Source organism: Kitasatospora sp. NBC_01250, from assembly GCF_036226465.1.
Classification (GTDB): Bacteria; Actinomycetota; Actinomycetes; order Streptomycetales; family Streptomycetaceae; genus Kitasatospora.
In genome coordinates this window covers 1,176,271-1,197,939 of the sequence record NZ_CP108476.1, presented here as the reverse complement: position 1 = coordinate 1,197,939, position 21,669 = coordinate 1,176,271, and the positions used below count along the sequence as shown (strand labels likewise).

Sequence of the window (21,669 nt, the reverse complement as noted above, 5' to 3'; positions counted from 1 at the left end):
GCGGCGCCCGACACCCGCCCTACCGCACCTGCCCTGCCGCGCCTGCCGACCGCGCCCGCCCCGACCGCGCCCGCCCCGACCGCGCCCGCCCCGACCGCACCGGCGCGTCCGTCCCCAGCAACTCCGTCCCCAGCAACTCCGCGCTGAGCCGCGCCGCGGGCAGCCGCGGGTTGAGGTAGACGTACTCGCTGCGCTGCTCCACCTCCGCGTTCAGCGAGCGCAGCGTGACCTGGGCGTCCGCCAGTTGCCCCGCGTGATGCTGGGCCTCGGCGAGCAGGCCCAGGTGCAGCGGGAGCCGCAGCAGTGTGCGGCTGGTGCGCAGCACGGCGAGGGCGGCCTGGATCCGGGCGACCCCGGCGCCGCCGTCGCCGCGGTGCGCGTCGGCCCAGCCCAGGCAGATCTCCAGCATCGCCTTCCAGTAGCGCAGGCCGGCCTCGGCCGCCACCTCCACGCCCAGCGTCCCGACCCGCTCGACCCGCTCGACGTCGCCCTCCAGCCCCGCGAGCACCGCGTCCACGTAGAGCGCGAAGGACCGGTCGGAGGGCCGGGCGTCGCGGCCGGCCAGCGCGATCAGCTCCTCGCGGCGCTCCATCGCGGCCCGCTGGTCGCCGAGCAGCCAGTGGGTGAAGGCGTCGTAGGACCGGCAGGAGACCCGGGGGTCGTGCTGGAAGGCCTTCGCCAGCGTGTTGCCCTGCCCGCTGCAGAAACGATCCGCCGCGCTGACGCCCCGTTCCAGCTCGGCCAGCGCCGCCGGCAGCTCGCCGCGCACGTGCAGCACGATGCCCTGGCCGTACGCGGCGCCGAGCACCGCCACCGGATCCGGATCGCTGCCGGACATCTCCCGCAGCCGGCCGGAGAACGCCAGCGACTCCTCGTACCGCCCGGTGACCAGGTGCGCGGCGCACAGCGCCCACAGTACCGGGGCGCGGTCGGGCGTGCCGGTGACGGCGTTGAGTTCGCGGCTGCGGTTGAAGGCCACCTCCGCCTCGGCGTCCCCGTAGCCGCGGATGAGGGCCAGCACCTGGCCCAGCTGGATCTGCAGCCGCTGGTCGAGCCCCGGGGTCGCGGGGTTGCCGGCCGGCAGCTCGCGCAGCAGGCACATCGCCCGGCGCAGCCAGGTCTCGGCCTGCTCGTAGGCGAGGCGCTGCTCGGCCTGCTCGGCGGCGCGCAGCAGCGAGGGCAGCGCCTCCTTGGCCGGCATCTCGCAGCCCGCCTCCCAGGCGTGGTGGGCGACCTGTTCGACGTCCTCGTCCGGCACGTACGAGCGGTCGAGCAGGGTGCGGGCCACCTGGGCGTGCAGCAGGGCGCGCTGCTCCTGGTCGAGCTCCTCGTAGAGCGTCTCCTGGACCAGGGCGTGGGTGAAGTGCAGCAGGTCGGGGTGGTGGGCGTCGGCGCGCAGCAGCTGGGCCAGCACCGCCGACTCGACGGCGGCCCGGGTGGACCGGTCCTCGCCGGTGATCTCGTTGAGCAGCCGCAGGTCGACCTCGGTGCCGAGCACGGCGCAGGTCCGCAGGGTGCGCAGCGCCTCGGCGGGCAGCGTGGCGAACCGCTGGCGCAGCACCTCGCGCACCCCCGAGGGGACCCGGGCGAGCAGCAGCCGGGCGGCGTGCGGGTCGTGCAGCCCGTTGGTGCCGCCCAGCAGCGAGAGCAGCTGGGCGACGAAGTAGGGGTTGCCCTTGCTGCGTTCGTGGAGCGCGCTGGTCACCGCGGCGCTGATGCCCGAGCCCGCCTTGCTCCGCACCAGCACCCCGACCTCCGCCTCGGAGAGGCCGCCGAGCCGCAGCGCCTCGGTGCGCGGGTCGCGCAGCACCTCGCCGAGCTTCTGGGACAGCACGGGGTTGGTGCCGATGTCGCTGTCCCGGGCGGTCATCACCAGGCCCAGCGGACGCCCGTGCTGGCGGGTGGTGAGCAGCCGCAGCAGGTCCAGCGAGGGCGCGTCGGCCCAGTGCAGGTCCTCCAGCAGGACCAGCAGCGGGCGCCGGTCGGCCAGGGCCAGCAGCACCTCGCACACCGCGTCGTAGGTGCGGAACCGCTCCTGGGCGCCGGCCTCCTCCGGTGTCTGCTGCTCGGCGGCGGGCAGCAGTTCGGGGATCAGCGGCGCGAGCGCGGTGCCGAAGCGGGCGGCGGCGGCCGTGAAGTCCTCGGGGCGGCGCGCGGAGAGCTGGCGCAGCACCTGGGCCCACGGCCAGTACGGCGGGACCCCCTGGCCCGCGAAGCAGCGGCCCCACATGACGTCCGGAGCGCGGTTCTTCAGCGGCGTGGCGAGCTCCAGCAGCAGCCGGGTCTTGCCGATCCCCGCCTCGCCGAGGACCGCCGCCGCCCGCCCGTCGCCGTCGACCGTGTCCGCCACCAGTGAGCGCAGCTCCAGCAGCTCGCCCTCCCGCCCGGCGAAGCCGCGGGTCTTGGGCGCCTCGGTGAAGGCGGGCGGCTCCGGGGCGCGTTCGTGGACGCAGGCCCGCTCGGCGTCGCCGGGCGGGCTGCCGCGGCCGTCCAGCTCCTGGCGCAGGATCGCGCCGTGCAGCTCCTGCAGTTCCTCGCTGACCGCGACGCCGAGCTCCTCCAGCAGGCTGGTCCGGGTGCGTTCGTAGACGAAGAGTGCATCGGCCTGCCGGCCGAGCCGGTAGAGCGCGGTCATCAGCTGCCCCACCAGCCGCTCGCGCAGCGGATACCGGCCCGCCTCGCGCTCCAGCTCCGCCACCACCGCCTCGGGCTGGCGCAGCATCAGGCAGGCGTCGGCCCGGGTCTCCACCGCGGTCAGCCGCACCTGCTCCAGCCGCGCGCCCTCGCCGGCCAGCGGCCCGTACTCGGTCAGATCGGCGTACGGCGCCCCGCGCCACAGCTCCAGCGCCTCGGTGAGCAGCGCGCGGGCGGCGGGGAACTCGTGCTCGCGCTGCAGCCGGCGGCCCCGGGCGACCAGGCTCTCGAAGCGGTAGGCGTCGACCTGCTCCTCGTCCAGGTCCAGCACGTAGCCCGAGGCGACGTGGCGCACCAGCGACTCGGCGGCGCCCGGCGCGGCCATCGGCGCCAGCGCGGTGCGCAGGTGGGAGACGTAGCTCTGCAACGAGGCCTTGGCCTGCCGGGGCGGGTGCTCGCCCCACAGTTCCTCGACCAACTGGCCGGTGGAGACGGTCCGGCCCAGCTGGATCAGCAGCAGACCGAGCAGTGCGCGCCGCCGTGGCGGGCCCAGCGGGAACTCGCGCTCGCCGAGCTGCGCCGTCATCGGTCCGAACACGCGCAAGCGAAGACCGCCGGACTCAGACATACGCCCCCTTGGATCGCCGCCCCGGGTCAGCGACGAGACGTGTCGTCACCACCTGCTTTGGATCATGGCACATGACCGAGGAGGATCCAACAGGCACGCAGCGTGGCCGCACTGCCGCAGCCCTGTCGCTCGTGACATTGCCGCTTGGAGGGCTGCTCCTTCGCTGCGGGCGGGTGCCACCTCGTTCCTCGGCGACCCCCACCCTTCGCTACGTCGCAGCCCTGTCGCTCGTGACATCGCCGCTTGGAGGGCTGCTCCTTCGCTGCGGGCGGGTGCCACCTCGTTCCTCGGCGACCCCCACCCTTCGCTACGTCGCAGCCCTGTCGCTCGTCAAACAAGTAACATGCCCGCCGGGGCCCGGTAAAGGGCGCCCGCCCCGGCCCTGGTGTCGACCCCGCCGTCAGCCCGCCGTCGGCGGAGCGTCCGTCAGCACGTCCGAGACCAGGTCCGCCCACCGCTCGCCGGCCAGCCAGGCGGCGCTGGCGTCGGCGTGCCCGCTGGGCTGCTCCACGGTGATCCGGCGCCACAGGTCGTCGATCCGCCGCCGGGCGGCGGCGCAGTAGAGCTCGGCCAGCTCCTGGGTGCTCTCGGGTCCCAGCCGACCGCACTGCGAGGTCCGGGCCAGCACCAGGGACATCAGCAGCAGCTCGCCCGCGACCTGGTTGAGCTGGATCAGCAGGTGCTCCTGCTCGAACAGCTCCTGCGGGTCCGGGTGGCGGCGCACCAGCGCCAGGCAGGTCCGGGCGAAGGCCTTCACCTGGTGGGCGGTGAACCGCAGGTGGCCGAGGTTGGGCTCGGTCAGGTCGGCGTCGTCCAGGCAGCTGACGTCGGCCGGCTCCGACTCGATCGCCCGCGCGTTCGCCGGCTCCGGGTAGTAGCAGCCGAGGACGCCCAGCCGCGCGGCCCGGTTGTCGAGCTGGAAGTCCACCCCGCAGGCGATCCGCAGGCCCCGTGCCTCCCGGAAGGCCCGCTCCACCGGCAGCGGCACGGCGCCGCGGCGGGCCTTGCTGTGCGCGGTCTCGTAGCCCTCGGCGCCCAGCAGCGACATGGTCCGGTCGACGATGCGCCAACAGGTCGCCGAGGCCAGGTTCTTGGCCGCGAGGTGCTCGTAGCGCAGGTTGGCCGTCCGCTTGTCGGCGGGGCCGTCCTCGCCCAGCAGGCACCACTGGGCCAGCGTCTCCAGCGCGAAGACCTCGCCGAGGGTGGCCGCGACCATGCGCTGGGTCTCCTCGAAGGAGCCGAGCGGACGGCCGTCCACCTGGCGCCTGCCCGTGAACTCCCGCGACCAGTGCAGGCAGAGCCGGCCGAGTGCCAGTGCCGGGGCCACGATGCTGTGCACCCGGCTGCGGACGACCAGGCGGTTCAACTCGGGGGTGGGGTCCTGGTCGTGCTCCTCCTCGGCCGCCATCAGCTCGGCCGGCACCCGCACGTTGCGCAGGGCCAGTTCCCTGGCCGGGTACCCCTTGAGGCCCATGAACTCGTGCTCCGCGGTCACCGTGAGGCCGGGGTCGGCGGTGTCCACGAAGAAGGTCCGGACCCGCTCGCCGCCCGCCTCGCGCACGGTCGCGGTCACGCCGACCAGGCCCGCGAGCGAGCCGTTGCCGGTGAAGACCTTCCCTCCGGTCAGCAGGTACGCGGCGCCGCCCTCGACGGGGGCGGCGGTGGTGCCGCACGGGCGGCCGTCGGCGCCCGTCGGCGCGGTGTCGGCGCTGCCGCACACGTCCCCGGCCCGGACCCGGGCTCCGAGTCCCTCGTGCAGCGGGCCCGGGGGCAGCGCGGCCAGGGGGGCGCCGGCGCCGACGGTGCTGTGCACCGCGAGCAGCCGCGCCACCGGCATCGACCAGCTCGCGGCCGCCTGGACGATCCGGAAGGCGTTCATGCCGGACAGGCCCAGGCCCCCGAGTTCCGGGGCGCTCTGCAGCCGGGTGTAGCCGCCGGCCGCCAGCGCCTCCAGCAGACCGGGCGGCAGCCGCCGCTCGGCATCCACCTCGCTGGGGTCCACCCGCTCGCGCAGCAGCGCCCCGAAGGCGGCCAGGACGCGGTCGCCGGCCTGCCGGTCGGCCTTGTCCTGCACCGGGAAGGGGTGGATGAGGTCCCAGCGGAACTCGCCGAGGTAGAGGCCCTCCAGGAAGCTGGGCACCCCCGGGACGTGCCAGGGGTTCTGCGGGTGCGGGCTGGTCGCCATGGTCTCCGTCCGGAGGTGCGGGGCCGTGCTGCGGCGGGGGAGCGGGCTGCTCGGGATCACCGCGGCGGCCGGCTCACGGCGGCCGGTGCGCCGTCGCCCCAGGAGGTGTCGGGCCGGGAGAGGTGCGGCCGGGAGGCGGCCGGCCGGGAGAGGTACGGCCGGGTGGTGTCCAGCAGGTCTGTCATGCTGCTTCTCGCCTTCGATGGGGCTGGGTGCGATCGCCCGGCCGGCCGTGGTGGGGCCGGTGGTGCCGGGCGCGACCGGGGCCAGGGGTGGCCTGGTCCGGTCCGGAGTCAGAGCGTCAGGCGGATCCCGTACCGGTCGAGCCAGGTGTTCAGCTGCAGCGCCATCTCGACGTCGGCCCGGTCCGGCCAGCCGCCGCGGTCGGTCAGCCGGGGGTCCTCGACGAAGGCCCGTGCGGCCTTCGTGTCGAGCAGCGCCGCGACCGGTGCGTGCGGGTCGGCGAGCACGCCCGCCAGCGCGTCGCGCAGGTGCGCGGTGTAGCCGTCGTCGTAGGTCGCGGGGAACGGTGCGCTGGACCGGGCCAGGATGGCGGGCGGCAGCAGCTCGCCGGCCACCGCGCGCAGCAGGCCCTTCTCCCGGCCGCCGTAGGTCTTCATCGCCCAGGGCGTGTTGTAGAGGTACTCCACCAGGCGGTGGTCGCAGAACGGGAACCGGATCTCCAGGCCGGCCGCGGTGCCCAGCCGCTCGGAGTGCAGCAGCAGCGGGTCCAGCCAGCGGGTCAGGTGCAGGTGGCCCAGCTCGCGCATCCGGCGTTCGAGCCCGGTGGACGCCGGCAGGTGCTCGACCTCGGCGATCGCGTCGTGGTACTGGTCGGCGCAGTAGGCGTCCAGGGCCAGCCAGTCGAGCAGCGCCGGGTCCAGCAGCCCGGCCCCGAGGCCGTGGGCCGCCCCGAACCGGCGCGCCCGGGTCAGCCAGGGGAACATCTCGGCCGCCAGCACCTCCCGGTCGCCGGCCCAGTCGAAGCCGCCGAACACCGGGTCGGCCCCCTCGCCCGACAGCGCCACCTTCACCTGCTCGCCCACCGAGCGGTAGAAGAGGTAGGGCGTGATGTTCTTGTCCCCGTACGGCGTGGGCAGGTCCTTGGCCGTCAGCACCGCGGTGCGCACCACCGGGTCGGCGAGCACCTCCGGGTCGAGCGGGGCTTCGAGGTGCGAGGCGCCCAGGTGGTGCACCACCTGGGCCACGTAGGGGCTGTCCGGCACGCTGTCCGCGTTCACGCCGATCCCCACGCTGAAGGTCCGCAGCGGTTCGCCGCCCGGTGTGCGGCCCGCAGCCAGCGCGGCCACCGCGCTGGAGTCCAGGCCGCCGGAGAGCAGGATCCCGGGCGCCGGCTCGCCGGCCATCGCCGAGGCGACCGCGCCGCCGAGCAGCCGGCGGACGGTCTCCAGCGTCTCGGGCAGGCTCTCGGTGTGCGGCTGCGGACGCAGTCGCCAGTACGCCTCGGTGTGGATCCCGCTCACGCCCACCTGGACCAGGTGTCCCGGCGGCACCTCGCGCAGGCCGCGGAAGACGCCGCGCCCGGGCACCTTGATCGCCGTCAGCACGGCGCGCAGCCCGTCGGCGTCCACCCGGGCCTCGGCCAGCGGATGCGCGAGGACCGCGCGGGCCTGTGAGCCGAACAGCACGCCGGCCTCCAGCGGGAGGTAGCTCAACGGCTTGACGCCCAGCCGGTCCCGGGCCAGCACCAGCCGGCTGACCCTTAGGTCCCAGATGGCGAAGGCGAACATGCCGTCCAGCCGCCGAACCCCCGCCGTCCCCCAGCGCAGGTAGGTGCGCAGCACCACCTCGGCCTCGCTGCCGAAACTGAAGCGCTCGCCGGAGTCGGTCAGCTGCCGGCGCAGTCTGGCGACGTTGGACACCGACCCGTCGTAGCTGATCACCGCCACCGGGCGGCCCTGCTCGGCCACCACCAGCGGCTTGCCGCCGTCGGTCTCGTGGACCGCGCCCGTGCCGCGCTGACCCAGCACCGCGCGCGGGCAGGCCCACATCCCCTCCCCGTGCGGGCCGCGCCCGGCCAGCGAGGCCGTCATGGCGAGGACGGCGTGCCGCTCGCGCGCCACGTCCCGCTCGAAGTCGATCCAGCCGGCGATTCCGGACACCTGGTTCCTCTCTCCTGTACGTGCTGGGTCCTTGGCGGACCGTCCATCGGCCTCCGGGCGGGCTTCGGCTACCGGGCGGGGGTGATGGTGTGGTGCAGGCGGCCGTCGATCAGGCCGAGCAGCGCCGCGGGGAAGTCGAGCAGGTACATGTGCCCACCGGGCAGGCAGGCGCACCGGAAGTCGGCCGAGGTGTGGTCGCGCCACTCCGTCAGGCGTTCGGTGCCGATCACCTGGTCGTGCGAACCGCGGATCGCCGTGATCGGGACGTCCAGTCTTCGCCGCGGCGCGGGGCGGTACCGCTCGTGCATCCCGATGTCGGCGCGCAGCACCGGCAGCAGCGCCTCGCGCAGGGCCGGGTTGTCGAAGGCCGGGCGGCGGTAGCCCTCGGCGTGCGCGACGAGATCCAGGAACTCGGCGTCCGGCAGGCCGGTGGCGACCGGCCCTGGCCGGCTCGCGGGGCCCGCCGAGCCGCTCACGAACAGGCCGCACGGCGTCGGCCCGCCCTCGGCGGCCAGCCGGCCCGCCACCTCGAACGCCAGCACCGCCCCGAGGGCGTGCCCGAACAGCGCCACGCCCCGGTGGGCCGCGGCCCGCTCGCGGATCCAGGGCAGCACGTCGGCCACCACGTCCGCCACCTGCTCGAACGGCGGTTCGCCCAATCGCTGCTCGCGGCCCGGCAGGGCGACCGGCGCGACCTCCAGCCCGGCCGGTGCCAGCGACCGCCAGGGCACGAAGAACGAGGGCCCCGCGCCGGCGTGCGGGAAGCACAGCAGCAGAGTGGAGGTCATCGCAGGGGCCCTTCCCGACGTGCAGGTGGTGTCGCGGAAGCGACCGTACGCGGACGGACTTGCGGAGGGCTTGCGGTACCGCTTGCGTTCCCCTTGCGGTCCACTGGCAGGCCGGTCGCCAGGGCCGGCCGCGCGGGCCGGCTGCCCGGGCCGGTCGCCGGTCGCACCGCCGCTCGGAGGCCCTGTCAGCGGGGCCGCCCGATCGCGTACAGTCCGTACCGTCGGCGTCGCCGACGGTACGTCAGATCCATCGTCCAGCGGTTGAACCAGGAGAAGGACCGTGGCCACCGAAGCGAGTCCGCTGCCCAGCAGCCCGACGGCCGGCGAGAGCTCCGGCAACGGTACCGGACCGGGCGGCGCCCGCCCGGTCCCCGAGCTGGACCCCGCACTGGTGAAGCGCTGGCAGGCGGAGGGCGGCGAGCTGGTCGAGCTGCTGGGGCTGGCCCGCGAGCGGCTCGGCGGGGTCGCGGCCGTGCGCCTGGGACCTCGGCCGACCGTGCTGATCACCGATCCGCAGGCGGTCCAGCACGTGCTCGCCCAGCACCCGGACCAGTACGTCAAGCGCTCGCACCGGGCCCGGCTGCTGGTGGGTGACGGCGTGCTGTCCGCCTCGGGCGATGCCTGGAAGCGGCAACGCCGCTTTCTGCAGGCCCAGTTCACCGGTACCGGAATGCGCCGCTACGAGCAGCGGATCGCCGCGGCGGTCGAGGCCTGCGCCGAGCGCTGGGCCGGGTACGCCCGCACCGGGGAGCGCTTCGACCTCGCCGCGGAGATGCGCCGCTTCGCGCTGGACAGCATCTGGCGCGCCCTGACCGGCCATCCCGTGGACGCCGCCACCGAGGCCGAACTGGCCTCCATCGACGACCTGGTGGGCGCCCTGCCGACGCTGCCCGCCGATGCGGTCGAGGTGCCGCCGGCGGTCGCCGCCGACCTGGCCAGGCTCGACACCGTCACCAGGCGCGCCATCGAGGCCGCCCGCGCGGGCGACGCCGGACCTGACGGCCCCGGGCTGCTGCACGACCTGCTGGCGGCCGCCGTCGAGCGCCCCGAGTACACCGACCGCCTGATCCGCGACGAGCTGGTCACCCTGCTGTTCGCCGGCCACGAGACCACGGCCACCACGCTGACCTGGCTCTACCTGCTGCTCGACCGCCACCCCGCCGCCCGCGAGCAGGCGTTGGCCGCCGGGCCCGAGGGCTCGGCCGAACGCCGGGAGGCCGTCCAGGCGTTGGTCCACGAGACGCTGCGGCTCTACCCCTCCGCGTGGATGCTGCCGCGCCACGCCACCGCGGACGACACGGTGGCCGGCCACACCGTCGCGGCCGGCACCGACGTGCTGGTCTGCCCGTGGCTCACCCACCGCGACCCCGAACTCTGGCCGGACCCCGAGCACTTCGACCCCAGCCGGTTCACCACCCCGGGTGCGCGCCCCACCGTCACCGGCGCCTACCTGCCGTTCGGCCTCGGCCCGCGCGCCTGCCTCGGCCTGCAGTTCGCGCTGCGCGAGACCACCGCCCTGCTCGAACGCCTGCTGCCCGCCCACACGGTGGCCTTCGACACCGTGCCCACCCGGGCCGCCTACGGCATCACGGTCCGCCCGGACGGCCCGACCACGGTCACTCTCGGGTAGGCCCTGTCCGGCAGGATCCGCCGGACAGGGCCCGGCAGCTGGATCCGCCCTCCCACGCCAACCCCAAGGAGGCCCTCGTGGTGCACGCCCAGTTCGACCCGACCGCCCGTCAGACGCTGGCCATCGCGGCCGTCGACGCCAAGACCCGCCGGGACCTCTCCTGGCAGCAGATCGCCGATGTGGCCGGCCTGTCGGTCGCCTTCGTGACCGCCGCCGTCCTCGGCCAGCACGCCCTGCCGGCGGACGCGGCCAAGGCCGTCGCCGGACTCCTCGGCCTGGACGAGGAGGCGGAGCGGCTGCTGCAGACCATTCCGACCCGCGGCTCGCTGGCCGGCGGGATCCCCACCGACCCGACCATCTACCGCTTCCACGAGATGATCGAGGTCTACGGCACCACCCTCAAGGCGCTGGTGCACGAGCAGTTCGGTGACGGCATCATCAGCGCGATCAACTTCAGGATCGACGTGCAGAAGGTCGCCGATCCCGAGGGCGGCGACCGCGCCGTCATCACGCTGGACGGCAAGTTCCTTCCCTACAAGCCTTTCTGACGTTTCAACAGTTAACGAACAGCGGGCCGCTCCGGTACTCCGGGGCGGCCCGCTCGCTGGGTAAACCTCGGATGCGAACGACCCCTGTGTTTGTCGTGTTCCGGCCATGTCGACTTGATGAGCTGGCATGCACTCGTCATCAGCCCCTATGGTTGGGACATTCCGCCGGCGGCGCAACTGTCGGCCCCCAGGCGGACGGGGTGATGACGGCACGTCAGCCTGCTGCGTCGCCAACGTCGGTTTCCTGTCGGCTCGCTGGCCGGCAAGCCCCCGTCGCACCGCCCGTTCGTTCCTGCACCGTCCCGCGGCAGGCCCCCACACGCCGCCGCGACCGGGTCCCCCACGAGAAGAAGGACACCACGCAGTGAAGAAGAACACCTACGCCCGCGCCGTCGCGGTGCTGGCGATAGCCGGTGCGTTCAGCACCGCGATGGTCTCGGCCGCCGATGCGACTCCGTCGGCCGCCGCGCGCCCGCACCACCACCACTTCGCGCTCGGCGCGCAGTTGGACCACCCCGTCCAGCCCCGCATGCACAGTGCGATCGCCCCGCACGCCACCAAGGACGTGCCGGCGAGCGTGGACCTGAGCAACTACCTTCCCCAGGTGGGCGACCAGGGCCAGGTCGGGTCCTGCGTGGCCTGGGCCATCGACTACTCCGCGATCGGCATCATGGAGGGCGAGCAGGGCATCGCGGGCGCCCCGCACGCGCCGATGTACACCTACGCGCAGATCGCCCAGGGCAACGACCAGGGCAGCTACGCCAGTCAGCACTTCGACATCCTGACCACGCAGGGCCTGGACACCAAGGCCGACTACTGGCAGGGCGACTTCGACTACACCACCCAGCCCGACGCCAACGAGACCGCGAACGCGGCCAACTGGAAGCTGTCCGGCTACACCGCGCTGGACACCGGCAGCGCGCTGGTCGACGAGGTGAAGAGCTCGCTGGCCCAGGGCGAGCCGGTGGTCTTCGCCTTCAACGTGTACCAGAGCCTGGAGGACATCGACGCCACCACCGCCGGGAACTACTCCTACTACCCGAGCGCGGACGAGCTGGCCGGACAGCCGCTGGGCGGCCACGAGGTGGCCATCGTCGGCTACAACGACCAGGGCGTGAAGATCGCCAACTCGTGGGGCAGCTCGTGGGGTGACAACGGCTACTTCACCGTGCCGTGGAACTTCGTCACCGACCAGATCCAGGAGGCCGACGCCGTCGGCCAGATCGTCGCCACCGGCCAGGGCGTGCACTGACCGAGCGGTCCCGGGCGGTACCGAGGCCGCCCGGGACCACTCCTGCTGCCCGCCGACGCCGCGCCCGCGCGTCAGGTCAGGGCGGCGTTGAGCACCAGCACCCCGGCGAACGAGGTCAGCGAGAGCAGCGTGTGGGACACCGTCCAGGTCCGCAGCGTGCCGCCGACCGAGAGCCCGAAGTACTCCTTGAACATCCAGAACGAGGCGTCGTTCACATGGCCGAGGAAGGCCGCCCCCGAGCCGAGCGCCAGCGCCAGCAGCGCCGCCTGGGTCGAGCCGAGGCCGTGCGCCATCGGGCCGATGATGCCGGCCGCCGCGACGGTGGCCACCGTGCCGGAGCCGGTCGCCGTGCGCATCAGCGCGGCCACCAGCCAGGCGAGCACCAGCAGCGGGATGTGCAGGTGTCCGGCGGCCCGGCCGATCGCGGCGTTGACGCCAGAGTCGGCCAGCGCCTGCGAGTAGCCGCCGCCCGCGCCGACGATCACCAGCACCCCGGCGATCGGCGGGAACGAGCGCGACAGCGAGGCCTGGACCTGCTCGCGCGAGGCGCCCACCGCGTAGCCGAAGGTGCCGAGCGCCACCAGGACCGCCACCAGCAGGGCGACCACCGGCGTGCCGAGGAACTCCAGCACCGTGTAGAGCGTGCCGTGGGCCCAGTGGAAGGTGTCGCAGCCCGCCTTGAGCATCATCAGCGCGATCGGCAGCAGCACGGTGGCGAGTGTCACCGAGAAGCGCGGCAGCCGGCGCGGCGCGGCACCCGCGGCACCCGCGGTGCCCTCGGCAGCGCCGTCGGCGTCGACCGCCGTGGTGGTGAAGGCGGCCAGTGCGGCGTCCGGGATCCGGGCCTCGACCCGCGGCCAGGCGTAGGCGGTGAAGAGCGGGCCCACCACGATCGCGCAGGGGATGGCCACGATCAGCCCGTACACCAGCGTCAGGCCCACCGAGGCGTGCACCGCGGTGATCGCCACCAGCACGCCGGGGTGCGGCGGCACCAGCGCGTGCACGGTGGCGAGCCCGGCCATCGCCGGGATGCCCACCCGCAGCACCGGGTAGTCCGCCCGCTTGGCGATCTGCAGCACCAGCGGCACCAGCAGCACGAAGCCGACCTCGAAGAACATCGACAGCCCGACCAGGCAGGCGACCAGGGTCACCGCCCACGGCAGGCCCCTGGGGCCGACGGCTCTGGTGAGCGTGCTCACAATCTGGTCGATGCCCCCGGAATCCGCCATCAGCCGGCCGAGCACCGCACCCAGAATGATCAGGATGCCGACTTTTCCGGTGATGTTCCCAAGGCCGGTGGTAAAGGAATCCGCGACCTTCTGGACCGCTTCTCCGGAGAGCAGGGAAACGGCGAAAGCGCCGACCATCAATGCCAGGAAGGCGTGCACCTTCAGCCAGCTGATCAGGACCACGACCAGCGCGATCGATATCCCGACCACGGCCAGCAGCCACGTGTCGTGGCCGGTCCACACCGTATTCGCGGCCTTGCCCGGAGCCGTGCTCGCGGCCTGCGCGAGCAGTGCGGACGATGATGCCAACGCTGCCATCATGCGTATTCCTCTTCCCTGTTCATTTACTGCTGCGGGGCACCGTATGTGGCCGTCGCCGCCCGCCGCCAGGGCCCCGGGGATTGCGTCGATTGCGGTCGCCGGAAATCTTTCCGCTCGTTCTGTGCGTTCTGTGCACGGCGGTACGCTGGCCGCATGTTCCGCCGTATGTTCGACCGCAGGCCCCGCCTCGCCACCCAGACCCTGCTCGCCCAGGTGACGGTGCTCTGCGTGGTGCTCGGCGGCGGGTTCGCGCTGACGGCGGAGCTGCTGCGCGACTCCGCCGAGCAGGACTACGAGCAGCGGGCGCTGGCGGTGGCCCGGTCCACCGCCGAGAACCCGGTGGTGGTGGACCGGATCGCGGCCGGCGACGATCCGCGCGGCGAGGTGCAGCAGGCGGCCGAGGCCGTCCTGCAGCGCACCGGCATGCTCTTCGTGGTGGTCACCGACAGCCGCGGCATCCGCTACTCGCACCCCGACCCGGCGCTGCTGGGCAAGGAGGTCAGCACCGCGCCGACCGCGCTGGACGGCCGCGAGTCGGTCGCCATCCAGCGCGGCACGCTCGGTGACTCGGCCCGGGCCAAGGTGCCGCTGCGCGCCGCGGACGGCCGGGTGATCGGGGAGGTCAGCACCGGAGTGCGGCTGAGCACCGCGCTCGGCGCCGCCGCGCCGCTGATCCGCGAGGAGGGTGCCTTCGCCGGTGGCGCGCTGCTGGTGGGCGCCGGGGCGGCGGCGCTGCTCACCCGGCGGCTGAAGCGGCAGACCCTCGGCCTCGAACCGGTCGACCTCGCCGATCTGCTGCGCGAGCAGCAGGCGGTGCTGCACGGGGTGGGGGACGGCGTGCTGGCGGTGGACCAGGACGGCCGGGTGACGGTCTGCAACGCGGAGGCGGCCCGGCTGCTCGGCCTGGACGCTCCGAGCTCCCCGGGCGCCACGGGTGCCCCGGGCATCCCGGGCATCCCGCCGCGCCCGGGGACGGCGATCGCCGAGGCCGGCCTGCCGCCCGCCCTGGCACGCATTTTGATGGAACGTCAGGAGCTGTGGCAGAGCGTGCTGGTGGTCGGCGAGCGGGTCCTGGTGGTGACCGCGCAGCCGGTGCGCCGCGGTGAGCGCAACCTCGGCCACGTGCTGACCCTGCGCGACCGCACCGAGCTGGACGAACTGGCCCGCGAACGCTCGACGCTGCGGGCGCTGTCGGACGCGCTGCGCGCCCAGGCCCATGAGTACACCAACAAGCTGCACACGCTGGCCGGCCTGCTGGACACCGGCGCCACCACCGAGGCCCGCTCGTACCTGCGCGAGCTGGCCGCCGCGCCGCTGGCCACCGAGGGCCGCGACGGCGCCCGGCTGGCCGACCCCTATCTGCGCGGACTGCTGGCCGCCAAGGCCGCGACCGCCTCCGAACACGGGGTGGCCCTGCGGCTGGACGAGGACTCCCACCTGCCGCGCCGGCTGACCGACCCGCTGGACGTGGTGAGTGTGGTCGGCAACCTGCTGGACAACGCGGTCAAGGCCGCCGAGACGGGTGAACGGCGGCCCGCCTGGGTGGAGTTGAGCGTCCTGGCGGAGGGCGGCACGCTGCACGTCGCGGTGCTGGACAGCGGCGACGGGGTGGCCGAGGCGGACGTCGAGCGGCTCTTCAGCAGCGGCTTCACCACCCGGTCCGCCGAGGAGCGCGACGGCCACGGCATCGGTCTGACGCTCGCTCGCCAGCTGGTCGTCAAGCACGGCGGCGAGCTGCGGCTGGAGCGCACCGGCGGGGCCGGGCACGGCGCGGTCTTCGTCGCCAGGATCCCCGGTGTCCTGGAGCGGCCCGGTGTCCTGGAGCGGCCCGGAACCCTGGAGCGGCCGGGATCCCTGGCGCACCCCGACGATCCGGAGCGGCCGGCCGGCCTTGCCGCGCAGGACGAACTGGTGGGAGGAGAACGGTGATCCGGGTTCTGGTGGTGGACGACGACTACCGCGTCGCCGAGCTGCACGCCCGCTACGTGGCCGCGGTGGACGGCTTCGAGGTGGTGGGCACGGCCCGCTCGGCGGCCGAGGCGGTGCGGCTGGACGCCGAACTGCGGCCCGACCTGGTGCTGCTCGACCAGTACCTGCCCGACCGGCTGGGCAGCGCGGTGCTGCCCGCGCTGACCGGCGATGTCCTGATGGTGACCGCCGCCGCGGACACCGCGCAGGTGCGTGCCGCCCTCGGCGGCGGCGCGGTGGGCTACCTGATCAAGCCCTTCGACGCCGCGGCGCTCACCGACAAGCTGGCCGGATACGCCCGGTTCCGCGCCCAGCTCGCCGCCGACCGCACACTGGACCAGGAGCAGGTGGACCGCGCCCTGCGGGCCCTGCACGGCACCGACCGCGGCGGTCGCCCCCGCCGCCCGCGCGCCACACCGACCGGCGAGCTGGTAGCCGAGGCCGTGCGCGCCGCCGCCGGCACCGTCACCGCCAGTGAGCTGGCCGTCCGGCTGGGCATCTCCCGCCCCACCGCCCAGCGCTACCTGGCCGACCTGGCCGCCGACGGCACCGTCCGGGTCGAGCTGCGCTACGGCGCCGCCGGCCGCCCCGAGCACCTGTACTCCTGGCACGGCCGGTAGAGCTCACCCCGTCCCGCGAAGCTGTCTGTACAACTCACCTCATATCCCGGCCATTTCGGCCAGAGCGCGTTGGCCCGCCGTTCTTCCCAGGGACAGCCTGGACCGTTACTCATGACCTGGCACGGACAACAGGCTCACGGTGATCGGGAAGGGTCAGTGACCATGGGACGACTGACGACAAGACGGATGTGGCGGGCGCTCTGCGGCGTGTTCGCCCTGCTGGGCGCGCTGCTCACGGTGACGGTGGCCGCGCCCGCGGGCGCGGCCACCGGCAGCGCGAACCTGATCGTGAACGGCGACGCCGAGGCCGGCTACTGCACCACCGACTGGACCGCGGCCACCACCATGCCCGGCTGGACGGTGCTCTCCGGCAGCCCGGACGTGATCTGCTACTCGGCCGGCAGCTTCGCCCACCCGAGCAGCCCGGCCCCCGGCACCGCCTTCTTCGCCCCCGGCAATCAGGGCGACGGCGCGATGGCGCAGACCGTCGACGTCTCCGGCGCCGCCGGCGCGATCGACGGCGGCTCGGTCGGCTACAACCTCTCGGGCTGGCTGGGTGGTTGGACCAGCTACGCGGGCTACGCCCAGGTCTCGCTGCAGTTCCAGAACGGCGCCGGCCAGCAGCTCGGCAGCACCGCCACCCTGCCCACCGTCTCCGCGGCCGACCGCGGCAACGCCACCTCGTTCCTGGCCCGCAGCAGCACCGGCACCGTCCCGGCCGGCACCCGCTCGATCCGGGTCGAGGTGCAGTTCCTGCAGAGCTCGGGGGAGTCCGGCTACCTGGACAACCTCTCGCTGACCCTGAACACCCCGGTCCCGGCCGCCACCCTGGCGCCGCCGGTCTCCAAGGTCCCCGGCTACGACCACGTCTTCACGGTCATGATGGAGAACACCGACTACGCCGAGGTGATGGGCGACCCGGCGGACACCCCGTTCATCCACAGCCTGATGGCCCAGGGCGCCTCGATGGCCGACTACCACGCCGTCTACCACCCCAGCGACGAGAACTACCTGGCCGTCGCGGGCGGCGACACCTACACCACCGGCGCCACCTACTACCCCAACATCAACGACCCGAAGAGCAACCTGGGTGACACCATCGAGGCCGCCGGCAAGACCTGGAAGGCCTACGAGCAGGGCATGGGTACCCCCTGCAACACCACCACCCAGTACGACGCGAAGTACGAGCCGGACGACGCACCGTTCTTCAACTACACCGACATCAGCGGCAACGCGAGCCGCTGCGCCGCCCACCTGGTCGACACCAGCCAGCTGACCACCGACCTGAAGAGCACGGCCACCACCCCGAACTTCTCCTGGCTCGCCGCCGACGACTACTACGACGGCGAGGCCTCCGGCAACGGCAACGCCACCAGCCTGCAGACCCAGGACGGCTGGCTGAAGCAGACGCTGACCCCGATCCTCTCCTCCCCGGCCTGGACCACGCAGAAGTCGCTGCTGATCCTGACCTGGGACGAGGACAGCAGCCAGCCCGACAACCAGGTGGCCGCGATCGTCGACGGCTCCCAGGGCACGGTGCCGGCCGGCACCACCAGCACCAGCCGCTACGACCACTACAGCACCGCCCGCACCATCGAGGCGGCGCTCGGCCTGCCCGGCATCACCGCCAACGACACCTACGCGACGCCGCTCAACGACGCCTTCGTCCCCGGCTCGGCCCCGGCGCCGACCAGCACCCTGAGCACCACCACCCCGAGCGTGGCCAACGGATCGAGCGTCACCTTCCAGTACGCGACGCCGTCGGGCACCACCAGCTCGACCAACTGGATCGGCATCTACCCGGTGGGCGTCACCCCGGGCCAGAAGTCCTCGCTGACCTGGCAGTACGCCCCGAACAGCAGCGGCAGCCTGACCTTCGCCACCAGCAGCCTGTCCGGCCCCGGCAGCTACGCCGTCTGGTACCTCTACAACAACGGGTACACGGCACTGGCCGGCCCGGTCACCCTGACCGTGACCTGAGCAGCGCGTTCCCCGCGAGCCGTCGGCCCGCCGTGCAGCACTGTTGCGCGGCAGGCCGACGGCCGTCACGATGATCTGCGCCGACCATCATCCGGGGGGACACATGAGGTTGCGACGGCCCGTGGGCCCGCTGGACAGGTACAACACGGCGGCGGCCGTGGCGGGCGTGCTGCTCCTGGACGCGGTGATGCTCGCCCTCTGCCTCCTGGCCGTCGCCGGGCGCGGCCTGTGCGGTGCCCTGGGCGGCACCGATTGCGAGAGCCACAGCCTGGTCCGGTTCACGCTCGCCGCCTGCGTCGCGGCCCTGCTCACCGCAGGCCTGTGCCTGTGGTACAGGCGGGATGCCACCGCGCTGTTCCAACTGCTGGTGGCCGCCCTGTTCGGGGCGTTCTGCCTCTCCGCGGCCCATGCCCCCAGCAACCCGCCGCCCGGCCGCCGCCCGGCCACGGCGGACCAGTGGCCCGGTCCGGCCTTCCCCGGCCTCACCATCGGCGCCCTCACGGGACCCCTCACCCAGCGCTGGGGCCTGACCTTCCGGACCAGCCGGGCCGGCATCGACGGCACCGGACTCTCTCTGCCCGGCACCCTCGACACCGCCACGGCCGAGCAGCCGGGCGGGTACGACCTGGGTGTCCAGGTGCGGGTCGATGCCGCGGGCGGCGTGCGCACCATCGAGTGCTACACCGACAACTCCGCTGCCCGGCCCGCCCAGGCGGCCGACAGCCTCGCCGACTGCTACGACCTCGTGCTGAACCACCGGGCCACCGCCACCGAGGAGACCTGGGTCCACCAGCACCTGGCGGGCGCCGGAGACGCGGCCGTCCGGCAGACCGGCCGCATCGGCCTGACCGATGACGCGGTCCACACGGCGATGACCGTCCAGGCCGGCCAGACCATCCTGACCCTCACCCGAACTGCCTCGTAAGGCCGGTGACGACCGCTCAGTCGAACCGGATGTGCCTCGCCCCGGTCCAGGCCCGGCGCAGGCGCCCGCGCAGTGCGCCATCGGTGTTCGGGGCGAGCCGCAGTCCGGCAGCGGCGGCGATGTGGTCGGCGACCTGCGGGACGGTGAGGCGATCGGTCCACAGGTGTTCGGCGAACTCCGCCTCGCGCAGGCGCTCCAGGCACACGTCGAGCTTCGACAGGGCGAAGCTCTCCCGGCGCAGCGGGGCGTCCTTCCCGGCGGCGATCCGCACGGCGTGCCCGAACCCGCGCTCACGCAGCCGCCGCAGCACCGTCTCGCGCTCGGCCAGCAACGCGAAGTGCCGGACCTCGTGGCCGCGCTCGCGCAGCCGGCCGACCGTCTCGCGGAAGTACACCGGCTCCACGACCGTCATCGGCGCGATCACCACACCGTCGTGCGCGGCCAGAGCACGGTCCAGCACCTCGTAGACACCCTGCCGCCACGCGGGGAGGTCCTGGAAGTCCCCGCGCAGCGCCGGGGGCGTCATCCGGTGCAGTCCGAACCCCACGTGCTCGGGGTCGCAGATGACGCTGCCGGCGAGGCGCCGCCGGATCTCGTGCGCGGTCTGCGTCTTGCCGCCACCGAAGGGGCCGTTGATCCACAGGAGCATGCCCAGACCCTACTGCGCTGCAGCGGCACCGGAGTCGGGTGCCAGCGCCTGCACCGACATCCCCGCCACTGTCGTCCTTCCCTCCGGCGCCGCACTGGCGGGCAATCCTCGCTGCCGTGCATCCCGCCGCTGCGCATCCTCACCCGGCCGTCACAGCGGCCGAGGAATCCGACGGTTCATGGGTCCATGTACATGGCAATTTCATCTGACCGACCTATCGGGCAGTCTACGCGCGTGGTGTCCTGGATGAGCCGTCGCCCGACCAGTGCCGACGGCTCTTCAACTCCCAGGGAGAACAGTGATGTTCCGCCGTTTCACCCGCCGTGCCGCACTGGCGGCCGCGGTCTGCGCCGCCTCCCTCGCCACCACGGTGCCGGCCCACGCGACCGGCGACTACTCGGCGTTCGCGTTCTCGCTCAGCAGCAGCGAGCCGACGATCTACAACTTCATCAACTCCGCCACCCGCACGCTCGACATGACCATGTACGAGCTCAGCGACAGCACGGCGGTCAACGACCTGATCCAGCGTGAGCAGGCCGGCGTCACGGTCCGGGTGATCCTCGACCGCACCAGAACGTCGGTCAACGACTCGGCCTACAACACGCTGAAGCAGGCCGGCGTCGGCGTGGTCTGGTCGTCCTCGCAGTTCGTCTACACCCACCAGAAGACCATCACGGTGGACGGCACCGAGTCGCTCGTCCTGAGCGGAAACCTGACCTCCAAGTACTACTCGACCAGCCGCGACTACGGCGTCTTCGACACCGACGCCAACGACGTCCAGGCCATCGAGCAGGTCTTCGACGCGGACTACGCCGGCACCAGCACCACGCCGAGCGACGGCGACAACCTGCTCTGGTCGCCCACCGACTCCCGGGACCGGCTGCTGTCCGTGATCAACGGCGCCACCACCACCCTGGACGTCGAGGAGGAGGAGTTCAGCGACAGCGCCGTGGTCGACGCGATCGCCGCCCGCGCGCAGGCCGGGGTGACGGTGCGTCTGGTGCTGGAGAGCCCGTCCTCGTACTCCTCCGAGATCTCCGAGATCGAGAACGCCGGCGGCACGGTGGTCGGCTACTCCTCCAGCACCGGCTTCTACGTGCACGCCAAGGCGATGGTCGCCGACTACGGCCTGAGCACCCAGACCGTCGAGGTCGGCTCGATGAACGACACCACCAACTCGCTCGACAACAACCGCGAGCTGGGCATCATCCTGACGGACAGCGGGGTGGCCTCGGTGGTCGAGAACGCCTTCGCGAGCGACTACGCCAACGGCACCCCGGCCTGATCCGGCGCCCGGCACCAGCCCTGACCGGGCCGTCGGGTGCTGCCGCCCGACGGCCCGGTCAGGGCTGCTCGGGCCGGTCGGCGGTGGGCACCTCCATGCCGACCTCGCGCTCGGGCGAGGGGAGGAACGGCGACACCAGCAGGCGGTAGAGCGCGGCCCCGATCAGGCCGCCCACCAGCGGACCGACGATCGGCACCCAGAAGTAGAGGTGCCCGTACTGGTCGCGCCAGGCGTGGTCGTAGCCCGTGAGGTAGCTGGCCAGCCGCGGCCCGAGGTCGCGGGCCGGGTTGATCGCGTACCCGGCGGCGGTGCCGAAGGACATGCCGATCGCCACGATCAGGAAGCCGATCACCACACCGCCGAGGTTCGCCTGCGGTGCGCTGTTGCGCAGGTCGGTCACCGCCATGATCACCAGCAGCAGGATCGCGGTGCCGATCACCTGGTCGCGCAGCGCGCCCCAGTCGCTGATCGGCAGCGATCCGTTGCCGGGCAGCGTGGAGAAGACGAACTGGCTCTTGAGCGTGTGGCCCGGGTCGAACTTGGCCAGCACCTCGGTGTAGTTCCACCGCACCAGCAGCGCGGCGACGAAGGCGCCGAGGAACTGTGCCACCACGTAGGGAATCACCTTGCGCCAGGGGAACTTGTTGAAGACGGCCATCGCGAGGGTGACCGCCGGATTGAGGTGCGCTCCGGAGAGCCGTCCGGCGATGTAGATGCCGAAGGTCACCCCGAAACCCCAGGCCCAGGCGATGCTGTCGTGGTCGCCCAGGCCTGCGGCCACCACCTGGGCGACCACCCCCAACCCGAACAGGAGCAGCACCATCGTGCCGGTGAACTCCGCCAGGAATTCGCCCGTCAGCGTGCGCGTGCTTGCGGAAAGTCGGTCCAGCACCTCGGACTCCTT

Annotated in this window: 16 protein-coding genes; 8 read left to right on the top strand and 8 right to left on the bottom strand. The window is 73.3% G+C overall.

Annotated elements, in window-relative coordinates; genetic code table 11:
• Positions 1–19: 19 nt before the first annotated feature.
• The 5 genes from OG500_RS05335 to OG500_RS05315 form a co-directional block, all read right to left on the bottom strand.
• Positions 20–3,220, bottom strand: coding sequence for a BTAD domain-containing putative transcriptional regulator (locus OG500_RS05335; protein ID WP_329577128.1), 3,201 nt, complete (start codon positions 3,218–3,220; stop codon positions 20–22).
• A 442-nt stretch (positions 3,221–3,662) separates the two neighbouring features.
• Positions 3,663–5,447, bottom strand: coding sequence for an acyl-CoA dehydrogenase family protein (locus OG500_RS05330; RefSeq protein ID WP_329577125.1), 1,785 nt, complete (start codon positions 5,445–5,447; stop codon positions 3,663–3,665).
• Between the two features lie 56 nt (positions 5,448–5,503).
• On the bottom strand, positions 5,504–5,632 hold the full coding sequence (locus tag OG500_RS05325; protein WP_329577122.1) for a hypothetical protein: 129 nt from the start codon (positions 5,630–5,632) through the stop codon (positions 5,504–5,506).
• A 108-nt stretch (positions 5,633–5,740) separates the two neighbouring features.
• On the bottom strand, positions 5,741–7,570 hold the full coding sequence (asnB, locus tag OG500_RS05320) for an asparagine synthase (glutamine-hydrolyzing) (RefSeq protein ID WP_329577119.1): 1,830 nt from the start codon (positions 7,568–7,570) through the stop codon (positions 5,741–5,743).
• A 68-nt stretch (positions 7,571–7,638) separates the two neighbouring features.
• Positions 7,639–8,358, bottom strand: a complete 720-nt coding sequence (locus OG500_RS05315) for a thioesterase II family protein (RefSeq protein WP_327065193.1) — start codon at positions 8,356–8,358, stop codon at positions 7,639–7,641.
• 376 nt (positions 8,359–8,734) lie between these two features.
• On the opposite strand from OG500_RS05315, the gene OG500_RS05310 reads away from it, so the two are divergent.
• From OG500_RS05310 to OG500_RS05300, 3 genes are all read left to right on the top strand, one after another.
• Entirely contained in the window at positions 8,735–9,988 is a 1,254-nt protein-coding gene (locus OG500_RS05310; protein WP_442907122.1) for a cytochrome P450, read from the top strand.
• A 77-nt stretch (positions 9,989–10,065) separates the two neighbouring features.
• Positions 10,066–10,536: a cyanase gene (gene cynS / locus OG500_RS05305; RefSeq protein ID WP_327065192.1), complete on the top strand. Its 471-nt coding sequence runs from the start codon at positions 10,066–10,068 to the stop codon at positions 10,534–10,536.
• Positions 10,537–10,900: 364 nt separating this feature from the next.
• A complete protein-coding gene (locus OG500_RS05300) occupies positions 10,901–11,788 on the top strand; it encodes a C1 family peptidase (RefSeq protein ID WP_329577110.1) in 888 nt (295 codons plus the stop codon).
• Positions 11,789–11,859: 71 nt separating this feature from the next.
• Here OG500_RS05300 and OG500_RS05295 read toward each other — a convergent pair whose 3' ends face one another.
• The gene (locus tag OG500_RS05295) at positions 11,860–13,338 is read right to left on the bottom strand and encodes a GntT/GntP/DsdX family permease (RefSeq protein ID WP_329577107.1); all 1,479 of its coding nucleotides are present in this window, start codon (positions 13,336–13,338) and stop codon (positions 11,860–11,862) included.
• Between the two features lie 153 nt (positions 13,339–13,491).
• Between OG500_RS05295 and OG500_RS05290 the strand changes: the two genes are divergently transcribed.
• The 4 genes from OG500_RS05290 (at position 13,492) to OG500_RS05275 (ending at position 18,831) form a co-directional block, all read left to right on the top strand.
• Complete coding sequence (locus OG500_RS05290; RefSeq protein ID WP_329577104.1) at positions 13,492–15,267, top strand: sensor histidine kinase; 1,776 nt, start codon at positions 13,492–13,494, stop codon at positions 15,265–15,267.
• Positions 15,264–15,926: a response regulator gene (locus OG500_RS05285; protein ID WP_327065188.1), complete on the top strand. Its 663-nt coding sequence runs from the start codon at positions 15,264–15,266 to the stop codon at positions 15,924–15,926. The genes OG500_RS05290 and OG500_RS05285 overlap by 4 nt, the downstream gene beginning before the upstream one ends.
• Before the next feature lie 162 nt (positions 15,927–16,088).
• Positions 16,089–17,906 carry an alkaline phosphatase family protein gene (locus tag OG500_RS05280; RefSeq protein ID WP_329577101.1) on the top strand — a complete coding sequence of 606 codons (1,818 nt, stop codon included), beginning with the start codon at positions 16,089–16,091 and terminating at the stop codon, positions 17,904–17,906.
• Between the two features lie 121 nt (positions 17,907–18,027).
• Positions 18,028–18,831: a hypothetical protein gene (locus tag OG500_RS05275; RefSeq protein WP_329577098.1), complete on the top strand. Its 804-nt coding sequence runs from the start codon at positions 18,028–18,030 to the stop codon at positions 18,829–18,831.
• A 16-nt stretch (positions 18,832–18,847) separates the two neighbouring features.
• Here the strand turns inward: OG500_RS05275 and OG500_RS05270 are convergent, their stop codons facing one another.
• Positions 18,848–19,480 carry an AAA family ATPase gene (locus OG500_RS05270; protein WP_327065185.1) on the bottom strand — a complete coding sequence of 211 codons (633 nt, stop codon included), beginning with the start codon at positions 19,478–19,480 and terminating at the stop codon, positions 18,848–18,850.
• A gap of 301 nt (positions 19,481–19,781) precedes the next feature.
• Between OG500_RS05270 and OG500_RS05265 the strand changes: the two genes are divergently transcribed.
• Entirely contained in the window at positions 19,782–20,765 is a 984-nt protein-coding gene (locus OG500_RS05265; protein WP_327065184.1) for a phospholipase D-like domain-containing protein, read from the top strand.
• Positions 20,766–20,823: 58 nt separating this feature from the next.
• On the opposite strand, the gene OG500_RS05260 is transcribed toward OG500_RS05265, so the two are convergent.
• The gene (locus OG500_RS05260) at positions 20,824–21,657 is read right to left on the bottom strand and encodes an MIP/aquaporin family protein (RefSeq protein WP_327065183.1); all 834 of its coding nucleotides are present in this window, start codon (positions 21,655–21,657) and stop codon (positions 20,824–20,826) included.
• Positions 21,658–21,669: the final 12 nt, after the last annotated feature.